This window comes from Paenibacillus sp. RS8 (assembly GCF_041956825.1).
Lineage (GTDB): Bacteria > Bacillota > Bacilli > Paenibacillales > Paenibacillaceae > Paenibacillus_AQ.
On sequence record NZ_CP168131.1, the window covers coordinates 1387443 to 1400975 of the forward strand.

16 protein-coding genes and 1 pseudogene are annotated in these 13533 nt (G+C 43.9%); 5 read left to right on the forward strand and 12 right to left on the reverse strand.

Going from position 1 to position 13533, the window contains the following annotated elements; translation table 11 throughout:
- Positions 1 to 21: 21 nt before the first annotated feature.
- On the reverse strand, positions 22 to 609 hold the full coding sequence (locus ACDZ28_RS07445) for an NAD(P)H-dependent oxidoreductase (protein ID WP_042131626.1): 588 nt from the start codon (positions 607 to 609) through the stop codon (positions 22 to 24).
- A gap of 121 nt (positions 610 to 730) precedes the next feature.
- Here ACDZ28_RS07445 and ACDZ28_RS07450 point away from each other — a divergent pair, with 121 nt between their 5' ends.
- The gene (locus ACDZ28_RS07450; protein ID WP_076120376.1) at positions 731 to 1168 is read left to right on the forward strand and encodes a MarR family winged helix-turn-helix transcriptional regulator; all 438 of its coding nucleotides are present in this window, start codon (positions 731 to 733) and stop codon (positions 1166 to 1168) included.
- Between the two features lie 62 nt (positions 1169 to 1230).
- Here the strand turns inward: ACDZ28_RS07450 and ACDZ28_RS07455 are convergent, their stop codons facing one another.
- The 5 genes from ACDZ28_RS07455 to hprK form a co-directional block, all read right to left on the reverse strand.
- Positions 1231 to 2112, reverse strand: coding sequence for an SMI1/KNR4 family protein (locus tag ACDZ28_RS07455; protein WP_076120377.1), 882 nt, complete (start codon positions 2110 to 2112; stop codon positions 1231 to 1233).
- A 371-nt stretch (positions 2113 to 2483) separates the two neighbouring features.
- On the reverse strand, positions 2484 to 3182 hold the full coding sequence (locus ACDZ28_RS07460; RefSeq protein ID WP_375104351.1) for an ABC transporter ATP-binding protein: 699 nt from the start codon (positions 3180 to 3182) through the stop codon (positions 2484 to 2486).
- Entirely contained in the window at positions 3182 to 4303 is a 1122-nt protein-coding gene (locus tag ACDZ28_RS07465; RefSeq protein ID WP_076120378.1) for an ABC transporter permease, read from the reverse strand. Before ACDZ28_RS07465 ends, ACDZ28_RS07460 begins: the two co-directional genes overlap by 1 nt.
- A 122-nt stretch (positions 4304 to 4425) precedes the next feature.
- Positions 4426 to 4992 (reverse strand): TetR/AcrR family transcriptional regulator, encoded by a 567-nt coding sequence (locus ACDZ28_RS07470; RefSeq protein WP_042131631.1) that lies wholly within the window; start codon positions 4990 to 4992, stop codon positions 4426 to 4428.
- A 160-nt stretch (positions 4993 to 5152) separates the two neighbouring features.
- Positions 5153 to 6064: an HPr(Ser) kinase/phosphatase gene (gene hprK, locus ACDZ28_RS07475; RefSeq protein ID WP_042131632.1), complete on the reverse strand. Its 912-nt coding sequence runs from the start codon at positions 6062 to 6064 to the stop codon at positions 5153 to 5155.
- Between the two features lie 231 nt (positions 6065 to 6295).
- Between hprK and ACDZ28_RS07480 the strand changes: the two genes are divergently transcribed.
- The 3 genes from ACDZ28_RS07480 to ACDZ28_RS07490 all read left to right on the forward strand — a co-directional run bounded on the left by ACDZ28_RS07480 (position 6296) and on the right by ACDZ28_RS07490 (position 8485).
- Positions 6296 to 6886 carry a DUF1989 domain-containing protein gene (locus tag ACDZ28_RS07480; protein ID WP_375104352.1) on the forward strand — a complete coding sequence of 197 codons (591 nt, stop codon included), beginning with the start codon at positions 6296 to 6298 and terminating at the stop codon, positions 6884 to 6886.
- Positions 6887 to 6992: 106 nt separating this feature from the next.
- A complete protein-coding gene (locus tag ACDZ28_RS07485; protein WP_375104353.1) occupies positions 6993 to 7619 on the forward strand; it encodes a LysE family transporter in 627 nt (208 codons plus the stop codon).
- Between the two features lie 92 nt (positions 7620 to 7711).
- A complete protein-coding gene (locus ACDZ28_RS07490) occupies positions 7712 to 8485 on the forward strand; it encodes a YqcI/YcgG family protein (RefSeq protein ID WP_375104354.1) in 774 nt (257 codons plus the stop codon).
- 4 nt (positions 8486 to 8489) lie between these two features.
- Here the strand turns inward: ACDZ28_RS07490 and ACDZ28_RS07495 are convergent, their stop codons facing one another.
- From ACDZ28_RS07495 to ACDZ28_RS07505, 3 genes are all read right to left on the reverse strand, one after another.
- Complete coding sequence (locus tag ACDZ28_RS07495; RefSeq protein ID WP_375104355.1) at positions 8490 to 9800, reverse strand: amino acid permease; 1311 nt, start codon at positions 9798 to 9800, stop codon at positions 8490 to 8492.
- A 145-nt stretch (positions 9801 to 9945) separates the two neighbouring features.
- Positions 9946 to 10530, reverse strand: coding sequence for a spore coat protein (locus tag ACDZ28_RS07500; RefSeq protein ID WP_375105316.1), 585 nt, complete (start codon positions 10528 to 10530; stop codon positions 9946 to 9948).
- A gap of 131 nt (positions 10531 to 10661) precedes the next feature.
- Entirely contained in the window at positions 10662 to 11249 is a 588-nt protein-coding gene (locus tag ACDZ28_RS07505; protein WP_375104356.1) for a DUF1349 domain-containing protein, read from the reverse strand.
- 151 nt (positions 11250 to 11400) lie between these two features.
- Between ACDZ28_RS07505 and ACDZ28_RS07510 the strand changes: the two genes are divergently transcribed.
- Complete coding sequence (locus ACDZ28_RS07510) at positions 11401 to 12423, forward strand: hypothetical protein (protein ID WP_375104357.1); 1023 nt, start codon at positions 11401 to 11403, stop codon at positions 12421 to 12423.
- A gap of 65 nt (positions 12424 to 12488) precedes the next feature.
- Here ACDZ28_RS07510 and ACDZ28_RS07515 read toward each other — a convergent pair whose 3' ends face one another.
- The 3 genes and pseudogenes from ACDZ28_RS07515 to ACDZ28_RS07525 all read right to left on the reverse strand — a co-directional run bounded on the left by ACDZ28_RS07515 (position 12489) and on the right by ACDZ28_RS07525 (position 13440).
- The gene (locus ACDZ28_RS07515) at positions 12489 to 12725 is read right to left on the reverse strand and encodes a YiaA/YiaB family inner membrane protein (protein WP_306035596.1); all 237 of its coding nucleotides are present in this window, start codon (positions 12723 to 12725) and stop codon (positions 12489 to 12491) included.
- A 57-nt stretch (positions 12726 to 12782) separates the two neighbouring features.
- Positions 12783 to 12965: pseudogene (locus tag ACDZ28_RS07520) on the reverse strand (YiaA/YiaB family inner membrane protein); the annotation flags it as partial.
- Positions 12966 to 13155: 190 nt separating this feature from the next.
- Positions 13156 to 13440: a small, acid-soluble spore protein, alpha/beta type gene (locus ACDZ28_RS07525; RefSeq protein ID WP_375104358.1), complete on the reverse strand. Its 285-nt coding sequence runs from the start codon at positions 13438 to 13440 to the stop codon at positions 13156 to 13158.
- Between the last annotated feature and the right edge of the window lie 93 nt (positions 13441 to 13533).

Sequence of the window (13533 nt, forward strand, 5' to 3'; positions counted from 1 at the left end):
AGTGCTGCTGAGTCTATCTTATTAATTAGCTACAGATTTAAAATATTGATACACCTGATTTAGCTTCTTTTCATGTTTACCTTTCGGGCTCTCCATATTCCCAAACTCGAAAAACTTCACTTTCTTGATCCCACAATATTGAAATAATGCTTTTCTCATCAGCACTTTATGGGAGTTATTTAACCAGTATAAAGGATACAGGGTTGGCCCCTTCATACTGGAAATACAAACTACTGACTTCCCTTTCAGCAGCCCTTCAGGTATAAGCCCGCCCTTTTCTCTGTAAGCGAAATTAGAAGCGAACATTTGATCAATATACCCGAGTAGCATAGCGGGAGGCCGGCCCCACCAGATCGGGTACACGAACACAATTTTGTCGGCCTGACGAATCTGCTCACGATATTTCTCTAGCTTGGGATCGATATGCATGTCTCTTCTACGTTTGTTTTCATTAAAGACCAGCACCGGATCAAATTGCTCTTCATATAGATCAAGCACCTCGATCTTCGAGATCTTAGCATTCTCATTACTTCCTTGAATGACTTTATTGAAAAAAGCATAACTTAAACTTTTATGATTCGGATGTGTATAGATAACTAAAACGTTCATTGCTCCACCTCTTTAATTATCATTTGATAACAAAATCGTATCATAACCTTTATTTAGTTGTCAAATGATAATTGTATTATGATAATTAATTTGTTAAAGTTTAAACTAAGAGGTGATCGTTATGGACAAAGAAGCGTTTTTTCATAAATTTGTGACCTTTACGACGGCAGTCCATGAAGTAACATTCGACTTAACCAAAGATGTTAGACCGGAAGGTATTACGCCCGTTCAATATAGTATTCTGGAGTATATAGCGGTCAGTCAGCCTGTGACTCTCAGTCAAATCAGTGATTGTAAGAATATCTCTATGCCGAACACGAGCCGTGAGCTCAAGAAATTAACAGAAAAGAATCTTTGCGAAAAGCTGGATGTCGCAGAAGATCGGCGTAAGCAATTCATCCGACTGTCCGAAGAGGGACAAGCGATGATGAATGCAGCTTTTGAGCGGATCGGCGAACGTTTCCTGGACCGGATTAAGGATTCTTCTGTTGAAGAACTAGAAGAAATCAACCGAGCGCTGGATGTGCTTCAATCTAAGGTATTCCATAGCGACAAGTGATAAAGAAAGGCACTCCTGTTAAGGAGTGCCTCGGTAATCATATTCTTAGCCAGCGAAACCCACTATTTCACCAGTCCGCCGATAAAGGTCTCAAAATTGTCAGCCAAGCGTGTGATCTTGTATTTGTTATCTCGATCTACATGAATAACCTCGGGTTCGCCATCATTTCCAAACTCGCGGTAATCCAGCATGATTACTTCATTCTCAGAAGGACAATCACAAATCACCACGCCAACCTCAGGATAACGTCCATTCTCAATCACAGTCCGGCTGCCTGAAGCTCCACACAGCGACTTATTCTTATCTCGTCCAATCCCGAGGATCCCTGAGATCGTAATAAACTCTCCTGTGCCCGGAATCGGGTAGCGATTGTTATGAGGAATCCCCCCATTATGTAACTTCATCATTTCAACGTAATATTTTGGCAGCTTAAATACCAGCTCTTCTTCCACTGAAGCAATCAATGCATCTGTAGGCGGTTCAGAGATATATTCTGAGAACGCATACTCGCTGTCATCCCAAAAATTGGTGGTGTCGATCGCTACTACAGGCTTCTTTGCAGGTTTGCTCACAGGCTTCTTCGCAGCTTTCTTAGCCAATTTGCGTTTGATCCAACCCAAAAACTCCAAGGTGTCCTCATCATCAGGCTCTAGCTCATCTGCAATTGTAAATGCTTTTAAAGCTTCATCATACCGCTTAAGATAATAATAGGAAACTCCGATACGGTAATGCCAGAGTGGGTCTCCTTCGCCCTCTTCTTCAATGCTCAAATACTGCTCTAAGGCCTCTTCATATTGCCCGAGATTATTAAGCGCTCTTCCCAAATGACTAGTTAAAACATAATCTCTTTCCTCTTCAGGAATTTCTGTTATTGCATCCACGATTTCCTGAAATTCATCTTCCTCATGCCACTCATCCAGTTTTGCCAATAGTTCATCACTCATCATTAATACCTCCTATTAACGATCACTCAAAATACCTATTAGAAATTATACCATTTATAGCCTATGACCTTCCAATCATGCATGCCCTCCTGCATATCCATACCCTTGAGGCGGTTATACCTAGGAATAGTATGTCGTAATAGGAATACAATCATCAAAAAAAAGCGCCGTGTCAGCCACAGTCGCTCTTTGTTTACTATTCTTTTCACTATGAGAGCAGCCTTTAACAAAAGATTCAAACACAGCAACTGACTCGAACTGGTTGAGTACACCCTCTGATCTTAAATGATCCTCTAATTTCTCAATTAGATCTAGAACGGCTAATCTTAGCGGCTCTAAATCCGCCTGGGTTAATAGTACGAAGGCATAATTTATTTATAAACATCTTTTAGAGGAAACAAAGATAACTTACCATCCTCCATCCGGTATACTTTATCACAATATTCAAGCATACGCTCATCATGAGTAACCATAATCGCTGCTTTCTGGCGTGACTTCACCTCTTGCGCAATTAGACTAACTACTTCATGGGCCCGTTTAGTATCCAAACTTGCTGTAGGCTCGTCCGCCAAGATGACATTAGGATTATTTATTAATGCCCGAGCGATGGCTGTCCGTTGCTTTTCCCCACCTGATAACTCTTCTGGAAGACTTGTTAGCTTCGCGCCAAGACCCAGCTCTTCGAGCAGCTTAGCCGCCAATTGCTTATCCTCTCTAGTTACTTTACTCGACATCCTTTTTACTATTAGCAATTGATCCAAAACATTTAAATAAGGAACCAAATTTGAAGATTGCATAATAAATCCGATTTCTTGTAGTCTTATATTCGACAGTTCTTTGGCAGAAAGCGTAGAAATAGAATGCCCATTCAGCTTAACTTCCCCTTCTGAAGCTTCAAGCATCGCTCCAGCAATAGACAAGAACGTACTTTTACCTGAACCCGACGGTCCAACTACAGCCACGAACTCACCCGGCTCGACCGACAGGCTTACATGATCAAGTGCGGCGATACGATTACTTCCTTCAGCATAGTATTTTGTAACATCATTCATTTGTAATCCCTTAGTCATTATTCAATCCTCCCCAATGCCTGTAGCGGATCAATCTTTGTAATCTTTCGAACGGATACCATCGAACTTAACACAGCGATAATTAGTAAGATTACAGAATAAGTTACGACAAGATTCGTTTCCAGCTTGAAAGGCATACCCTTCGGCATAATGGCGGCTGTCCCATAAGTCAGTAAGATTCCAATTACAATACTAGTCAAAGAAATTATAAATACTTGCGATACAATGGCTTTTCCAAGGAATTTGTTACTAGCACCTATAGCTTTCATAATGCCAAACTGGTTGGTCTTCTGCATCGTAATTACATAGAAGAACACTCCAAGCACGAATGCTGAGATCGCCAGCAAAAATGCTAGCATCATTAAAATCGTACCATTCTCTTCCTTGTAGCCTGGCATCCCTTGAACAGCTCCTGCCCGGGTAACCGTATCCGTACCTGATAATTTGCTATTTATTACTTCTGGATCGATATCCTTGCCTTGCAGCATAATTGCATTAACCGGACCTGGAACTCCTTTATCTGAACCCGGAGCAGCAAAATTAATCTTCCGCCACTCCTCCATCGGAGTAAATACGGAAGCAACGTGGTTATAGGTCTGATCCTTCACAAACCCGATAATCGTCAATGATTCCGTTGTACCGTCTAACAGAAAAGTATCACCGAGGCTATAGCCCTCATCCTTCATGGTCGAGTTCACCAGTACACCAGTAGAATTCTCAGAAGTTAAGCTCTCCCCTTCCACGGTAGCCGGCTCCAAGAAACTTCCTGGATTAATTCCTATAATTGCGATGTCTACCTTGTCCTCGTTCTTAACACCTTGTCCTTTCAGCGCTGTTGCCATTGTACTTCCCATCGGTGCTGCAGCACTAACATTTGGCAATAGCTCCACTTCGGCCAATAACTGCTCAGACAGAAGGGACTTGCTCATCGAAGACTGCGACCCTTCTTCAAAAACTACATAATCAGCCTTCATAGTCATGATTGTGGAGGCAGCTAGTGTAGATAATCCAGTACCTAAACCTGATAAAATGAATACCAACCAAGCAATTAATACAAAAATAACGGTAATCATTGAAAACTTCATTTTACTATGCATCAATTCCTTCATAGCTAAGAACATTATCTTTTTCAGCTCCCTTTACATTTAATTTGACACATGTGTCAAATTAAATGGCACTGACACACGTCTAATTTATTAAACAACATAAATGACACATGTGTCAAATTTTATTCAAAATTAGTTCAGCTCTTTGCGCCCCCAATCCACATTTCAAATAACACCTTACCCCAATCAGGCGTTGGGATATTTAACATATTAGGTGTATTAATTAGGTTAAAAAAAACGCCAATAAGTACAGGAAGTGGGATATCCTTCCGAAGGCTATTTTCCTGCTGTGCGCGTGCGAACAAACCAGATAACTGAATCTTAAGAGTCTTATGTGCTTCTTCAATAAATTCAAGGTCTCTCGCTGCTGCAGCAGAATTCGCTGTGTTTATTTTACTGGCATCTCCCAGGAGCTGATGGAGCGAAGATTCTTCTACGTAAATAAGAAGTAACTGCTCAAGAGCGTCCATGGGATTTGCCTCATTAATTGTTAATGCCTTATCTAATACCGCTGCGATTACGCGCTTCATACAAGCGGCAACGATCTCTTCTTTATTAGAATAATATTGATAAATGGTACTTCGGGCGCCGGACAGATGCTGCGAGAGCAACTTGAGATGAAAGCCATCATAGCCATGATCCAATACTAATTTTTTTGTCATATCAAGCAGCTCGGCTTCAGTAAAAGATTGTTTTCTACCCATGATTCATCCCCTTTTCATTATTATCAGTTTAGCACACACAAAAAGTAATGCGTAGGTCATAACAAATAGACAGACTGTCCATAAGCAGTACTCTCACCTGCGGACAGTCCTTTCAAAAATACTAGAATATTCTATTTATTGATATATTTTACCTTCACGACTACATCCCGTTTTCAATCCTCTGCATAAACTCTTCAACGGCGCTATAGCCAAGCTGCTTCAGATACCAGTTGTTAGCGGCAGCTTCGATTAGACCAGCTACGTCACGGCCGGGCTGAAGCTGGATTTCAATATGTGGAATTTGAACACCAAGATAGTCTGTGAACTTCGGCTCCAGTTCGAGCTCATTATTCAAGGAATTCTCTCGCCAAGGAGACAACTCGATGTCGAGTACAATTCGCGTCTCATCCTGAAAAGCTCTACGCCCGTATTGGCGTACAACATTGATCAGACCAATACTGCGCAGCGCTAGGAATTCGCGGGTCGTCTCATTATGTGTGCCGAGAAGCGTCGCCGGTCCCAGCTTCTTCAGAACCACGATATCATCCGCCACAAACCGATGGCCTCTTCTAATAAGCGTATGCGCGGTTTCGCTTTTTCCAATCCCTGACTTACCTCTGAGTAGGACACCTATACCGGACACGTTTACACATACCCCATGAATTGAAAGCTCTGGCGCCAGCGCCTTCACTAGATAGGTGTCAATCTTTGCGATGATCTCTGTCGTCGTCTCCTGCGTCCGAAGCAGCGGGATGCCCTCTTCTTCGCAGAATAGAGTTAAATAAGGAATCTCCTGCTGACCTGTCGTCACAATAAAGCAGGGTGGATGATACTTGACGATATTACCAATATGTAACTTGCGCTCTTCAACGCTTAGGGTTAACAGATAATTGATTTCCTTGCAGCCCAATACTTGTACCCGCTTCGTTGGAAAGAAATCAAAGTAACCCACGAACTCCAGACCAGGTCTATGCGCCTTTGAACGAGTGATTTCACGATCCATGCAGCTAGCACCTGCAAGCACTTCCAGTTTAAACGTCTCCGTAAGGCTTTGAACGGTAGTCGATTTCAATGTTGTTCCCTCCTGTGGCTGCGTATCTTGAATACGCAATACGGTTAACGGGATATATTCAACGACAAATGGGATGATTCCTGCAACAACGCTACTATAGGCTTGTGATGTCATCGAATCGGATACGATTGTTTCTATGGTACACCACACAACTCCATACTTTGTATGACTTTTTTAGCAAAAAGCCATACTAACTCTCACAGACTATGACTATCCCGAAGGAGAATACTCATGAGCGAACAACAATGGCTAATTCCAGCAACCATGGGATTGGGCTTCAAGTTGGACAAAGGGCAGATCGTTCGGGTAACCGATGTAGAAGGAGAGCAGGTAGCAGATTTCGCTGCTTATAACGCCGTTCACCCTAATGAACGGATTGACCCCGGTGTAACGATCGATGCTCTAGGCAAGATGAATGTGCTCCCGGGGGACATCCTCTATTCCAATCAATACAGACCACTGCTTACGATTATTAAGGATACTGTGGGCCGTCATGATTTCATTAACTCTGCCTGCCGTCCCGAGATGTATGAGGTGCTGTATAACAAAAAGGAACACGCCAGCTGCTACAATAACCTAAATGAGGCACTGGCGGAGTTTGGCCTGCCCGCTCCCGATCAGCATTATCCGTTTAATCTTTTTATGAATACTGTCATTGACCCTTCTGGAAAAGTCAGCGTGGAGCGACCGCTTTCTAAAGCTGGGGATTATATTGAGCTGCGGGCTGAGATGGATCTGATCATTGCCATATCGGCTTGTCCCTGCTCCGAAAGTGTCTGCAATGGGTATAAATGTACACCGATTGCCGTAGAGATCCTTTAGAGTATGTCGCAAAGAGGTTAGTGCCAGAAGGCTTGTCTTCTAACTTACCTACTTCTTGAATAGAATGTCTTGTACAAGTTAACATCTCATTCAAGGAGCGATGACCATGAATAGCTTTTTCACCTATATAGTACTCGGCATTTCATTATCTGCACCTATTGGTCCCATCAATGCAGCCCAGCTCGACCGGGGAGCACGGATGGGATTTTTCCAATCCTGGATGATTGGACTGGGAGCCATGTGTGCGGATTTAGTGTATATGCTACTCATTTACTTTGGACTAGCCCACTTTCTGAATACCCCGTTTATGAAAACCTTCCTGTGGACATTCGGCAGCTTTGTTCTCCTTTATACCGGAATTGACACTTTGAAAAATATCAATGCCGTCCCTGGATCCGCCTCGCGTGGTGCACAGACCGGTACTAGCGCCTTCCGTACTGGCTTTTTGATGGCACTGATGAACCCACTCAGCATTCTCTTCTGGTTAGGCATCTACGGCTCCATTCTGGCCAAAAGCATAGAAAATCAACATTTGGATCAGGTGCTGTGGAATAGCATGGGTATTTTTGTTGGTATTCTACTCTGGGATGTGGTGATGGCGATGCTGTCTAGCTTCCTTCATCGGTTCACCGGCCCTTCTATGCTCCGATTCATTTCCCTTACAGCGGGGATTTGCCTTCTTGGTTTTGGCATCTACTTCGGTTTTCAGGCTTTTACACAGTTGTTTGGCTAATATGTATAACAAGCAGGAGCTTTTCTAGGCCTTCACCCATCTCCCTCCCTTCGCATAGGATGTTTTGAACTTAACGAGGAGGGTGTTTTTGGATGGCCCATTTGAACACAAAGGTCTGGCTCGATGAGCATCTAGCTGAGCTGGCGTACTGGCAACAGGATGCTTTTCGTCAATTTACATCTATGATTGCAGATCCCGAAGGCAAATACCCCTGTATTCCGGGACGTCAGGGGTTTCTGTCCAATCATTTGCGTTTTGGTTTCGTAGCTGATCCACGAAGTGAAGATTCTGCAATAGAGGTCGCTCAATTACTTCGTCAATATGGGGAATGCTCACGGGATACCGGCAAATATGCGTCCCTTGTTCTATTTTTTGAAACACCGGAAGATTTGGCCAAAGGTTTCACCATTGAGGAATATGAGGATTTGTTCTGGTCGGTTCTGGACCGCGTCAGCGCGGTGGACACGGTGCCCTGGCCGGATGAAATTTCTACAGATCCCTCCCATCCTTCGTGGGAGTTCTGCTTTGATGGGCATCCGTATTTTGCGTTCTGCGCAACCCCGGCGCATGAGCTGCGGAGAAGCCGCCATACCCCTTATTTTGTCATTGCCTTTCAGCCGCGTTGGGTATTTGAGAATATTAACGATTCTACCGCATTTGGGCGCAATATGAAGAAGCAGATCCGCAAGAAGCTCGCTGACTACGATAGTGTTCCCGCACATCCTTCCCTTCAATGGTATGGGCAGGAGAGCAATTTAGAATGGAAGCAATATTTTCTACGAGATGACGAGAGTGCACCGTCTAAATGTCCATATACTTATATGAAGAACAAGTTCAAAGCAATAGGAATGAAATTTCACTCTTAAGCGCTTATGAAGTTTGTCCGCGTTTTTTCAAAAGGTGCTCCCTAAACCAGGTAATCAACGCAATGACACAGATGATCAGAAGGCTGGACCAGAAGCCGGGACGGCCCCCTTTTTCAAAAAGTGTACCTGCCACGGCAGCAATGATCAGCGCCATAGCGACCATGGATCTAATCCAACCGCCCATCTTTGGTTTCAGTAACTTAAGGAAAGAGGCAAGGATGAATAGCCATGTGTACAAAATAACTAGACCGGCCGCTGTGGTGATATGCTCAAAAATTTGCTTTGGCAGAAACAAGCTCAGTACAATTGTCACGCACAGGCCCAGCATATTGATACCAAGCGCGTAGAGCGGCATCTCCCTTTTTCCTTTAGTCACCGCCAGCAAAGAAGGAGCATCTTTATCCTCAGCCAAGGTCACCAGCATAGTCGAGACCGCATACAACGAAGCCACTAGAATGGAGAATCCGGCCACGATCATTACCCCATTCAGCACATATACAAGAATAGGTAGTTCCATCGCTTCAAGTGCAGCAATAATTGAGCTTTGATCAGGTCTCACTTTCTCAGGGCTCACGAATAATAGGGCGAGTCCTATCGACAGTACATACAGCAATGTCACGCCCAGCAGCATAAACCTGCCTGCTTTCGGAGCTTCTTTGGAGTCCCGGAGATCCGACGCCATAAAGCCCATGACCTCAATGCCGCCAAAAGCATAGAACGCATAAAGTAATCCTTTCCAGGCACCCATCCAACCTTTATTCAGCCATGCTGCCGAACTGTGAAGCGTATCCCAGTTTCCCCTTCCTCTCAAAAGGGCAACCGCAGCGACCACGATGAACATCAGTACCGCGGCGATTTTAATCATGGCGAATAGATTTTCCGCTTTGTTAATCCCCTGGCTACCTAGAATAATGACCAGCAGACCCATCACAGCATAAATTGCGGTAAAAATCCAAAGCGGCCAGCTCGGAAACCATACCCGCGAGAACAGGCCCAAGGCAGTTAAGGTGCTGCCAAGTATTAGAATTTCTGAACACCAATAGATCCAACCCATGCCAAAGCCTGCCCAGCGGCCAAAAGCCTCCTTGGCATAACTACGAAAAGAACCTTTTTGAGGATCCTGCATAGTCATTTGGGCCAGCGCCTCATAGACGAACAAAGTTGCCACAGCCGCCAACACAAAAATAACCAACACCAATAATCCGCTTTTACGGATAGCGATGCTGGAACCAAGAAAGAATCCCGTGCCAATCGTGCAGCCTACACCAAATAGAGTAAGCTGCCACCAGGGTAGCTTGCCAGTTGGAGTACCCATATGTATATCCCCTCCGTCTGGTTTTACTATGCGTTATCGGGTGCTATTTTATTCTGGTACAAGCTTAGGCAGGCACAAGAAAACCCGGCCTCTGTTCAATAACGAACGAAGCCGGGTAATTTACAATTTAGAGATCGGTAGTGCTCTAGTTGCTTGTCGGCATCTGAGGAGATCCGGCATAAGGAACATAGGCATCCAGCATCTGCTGTATTACTGAAACCTGAAGCTGCGGAACCTGATAATAGGCATGTTTGTTCTGATAAAGAAACAACTCATAACCCATTTCAATAAATTGCTGCACCTGTGAAGCCAATACCCGGCGCAGCGCTGGGTTCGTCACTTCAGGTGATGACATAGCCAGCAAAGAGGCATGGGATTTGATTAGACCAAGCATATACCCGCTGACCCCTGCATCTTTCACATCTGTCAGTGACGTGTTAGGCTTCTTCGGCTGGGCAGGTTGGAGGCCATAAACTGGCTGTGTCATATTCGGGATGAGATAGGTAGCCGTTTCCTGGCTCGGCTTTTGCCCTGTCTTAAAGCATTGGCAGGTCAAGTTGTACTGATCCAGCATGAAATTGTACTGCCGATCCAAGATGGACAGAAGCTCCTGATCCTGAACAAAAGTTCTGAATATCATGAACTGGTCCAGTACATTGATCTGGCAGGACAATACCTCGTGCACATCGAACATTTCGTGGGCGCCGTGACCTAGCTGCTGTCCGCCCATCGTCAAGCTTCCTGACTGTTGTTGCTGCTGCAAAGTATATTCTCCTTTGTTCTTAGATGAGTACCCTCTATAATATGAAGGAGAAGATAGCCAATTATGCATGCTGTAGCCGCTTGAGTGCTTTATGAATCTTATTTGTGCTCCAACCACTGACATTCTGTTATTTCTAATTCTGTGAATGTTGCTTTAAATGACGAATCCTCTGGACTACAAGCATATAAACCAAAGTTTATTTGCTCACTCCCTTCAAACAAATGGAATATACGCATCTGCTTAAATGTAATTCCATCAAGAGAATTTTCAACACAGAAGTCACTCTCACGCCGACTTAATCTGTAATACATTGTTTTTATTGTTGCATCGATATCTGTTGTTGCCCAATCTGAATATCCGTGATTCGTAACTACGCTACCCAATCTTTGATATTCTTCATTCTCATATTCAATCGATGCCTTGAACCAATTGTCACTGTCCTGATAAACAATTACTCCACACTGGTCAAATCTATGAGCGCTGTCAAAATCAGTTTTCACTATAAAAGAAAAGTATTTCTCGTCCGTCTTCATTAGCAGCGCAGGTGCATTATCATTTCTAAACCCATAATAGGTGCGTTGCCAAAAATCAGTATTAGGCTCAGTTACAATTTCAATCCTGTCATCTGTAATAGAAAAAGTGCTCGTTGGATGTTGCCAGAAGAGATTTTCTTTTATAAATTTCATTTCACTGCTCCTTATCTAACATGTCTTATGATCACTTTAACGGAGTAACTTTAGCTTTACAACTCTCCCTCAAGAAAGTTAATAAGCTGAAAATACTCCAACTCACGTTGAATATTGCATACACATTCAAACAAAGGGAGATGTTCCGACAATGAGTGCTTATGATGTGCATATCGGCAAGCTAATCAGTGGAAGACGGGAATTGGATGGCAGTGGAAGCTATATCCTCTGTACCCCCGATAAGAAAATCATCGAGATGGATTCGATCAGCTCGACTGATGGTATCGTTGTGAGTTCCAAAGACGTTGAAGAAGCCTTATATGAGTTTTGTAAATCTGCTTTGAGGAATTATATCGCAGAGGGGAACAACAAGGATGTCTACACCTTTTCCATTTATACTGATACGTATCACGGAGACTATCTAATTTACATCAACAATCTGGAATGTTTGAACCAAAGTGTGGAGGACGCCCTTGAACATAATCGTCAGCGGTATCTTGAAAGAAAAAACGACCACTATAACTTGGCCCGCGAGCAGCTTTATCAGGAATTCAAATACGCAGAAGGTGACTACACATTCATGTATGAAGAAATACCTGAGCGGCTTCAGAAGTGGCTGAGTATTCTCTACTGCATCAACATGGACGAGCCCCGATATCTCGCAATCGAAGAAAACTATATGTTGGAGAAAACACTTGGAGATTCCCAGCTCTTCCTGATAGCCATTGATGTGATTCATCGTTTGGAGCATGACCTTCAGCAGCTCAATCGCACCGATGATTTCATCGCCTACGTCTCTGCGGCGGATGGCGTCGGAGGGGATTTTCTCACCACCAGTCAGTTGCTTCGAAAATGCGTTAGCGAGGAGCAGCTATATAAGGCGATGCCTAATGTAAACGAGAAGGACAAAGCCTTCCAGGTAGCCGTCAACGCAGTGCAGCAGAAACCGCTTAAAGGGCAGGTTCTTCATTGGGTTACTGTCATCGAGCAGGGTGAATTCGGTGAGGGCAGCCCTTACAGCTTCTGGAAAACCGACTACGAAGCGTACGAACAAATGATTGGACTCGGCGAACCGGCTGTCTCTTATATCAGAGAGCATTTGAATGGCGAACTGAAACAGGATACGAGGATGATTCTGGAAATGGTGCTGGAGGATTTGGATAAGGGATTTTAAAATAAAAAGGAGCTTCGTCACTACTCACGAAGCTCTTCTTTATAATCTATGATAATTGTCCCTCTTTATCCTTGAATGTCCCTCCTGGCATCTTGCTCGGCGAGAATCTCTTTGTCCTCGGCGTTATCTCTCGTCACTTTCTGAACGCCAACGGCGCTATATGAAATCAACAGAATAACAGCTATATAATACCCCTTTACATTCAATTGAAATGGAGCATTGTACAGACCAATAAAGAACATTACATACCCAATAACCAAGCCTGCAAAAGCCATAATTGTGAAAGCCCCTGTATTTCTCATCCTGTGTTTCGGATTTTCCAGCTTAATTTCTTTATCCTCTGAATTGTCTCTAACAACCTTTTGCACAACGATACAGCTAATCGTAATTAACACCATGCAAAGCAAATAATACCCTTTCACGTTCAATTCCCAATCGTCGTTGTACACCCCCAAACAGAATAGAAAAAGACCTGCAGCCAATGCAAAATACGATACCCCTGTGAAAGCAGCTGTGTTGCGTTTACGATACCTCTGATTCATCCGACGATTCCTCTCCCAATACAGAATTGAATGGCATTATATCCTTCTTCACTATACCGTGGAACATCGGTAAAATTCTACCATTAATTAGGTTGTTTTGGGAAAACGCAAAGAAGACGGTCTCCGTCCCAGGCAATTTAGGACTAAAGCCGCCTCCCATGATTACTGCAACATTATGATTAGAAAAATGCTATTCCCTCTCCTGGTCCACCAATTGCTGCTGTGCGAGACGAATCATTTCGCGGACCATCGATCCACCAATTTTCCCGCCAATCTTACCCACTGATTCTGTACTCAAATGTCCATTTTCACCGTGCTCCAATGGGACACCAAGTTCTTTTGCGACTTCGTATTTCACATCATCAGGCCGCTCCGGATCTACATTATAACCCTCGCGCCTCATCACCTCGGCTTTAAACATTTGCATTCCGCGGCTGACTCCCGGCACGGCATATTTCCTGTTTCTTCTGGACATCCCTTATCCCCTCCTAACATGTTTTAAGTAACATGCCCGGAAAACGAAACCACCACCCCTGTTGAATAGCTCCGATTATTTCCAAGCAGGGAT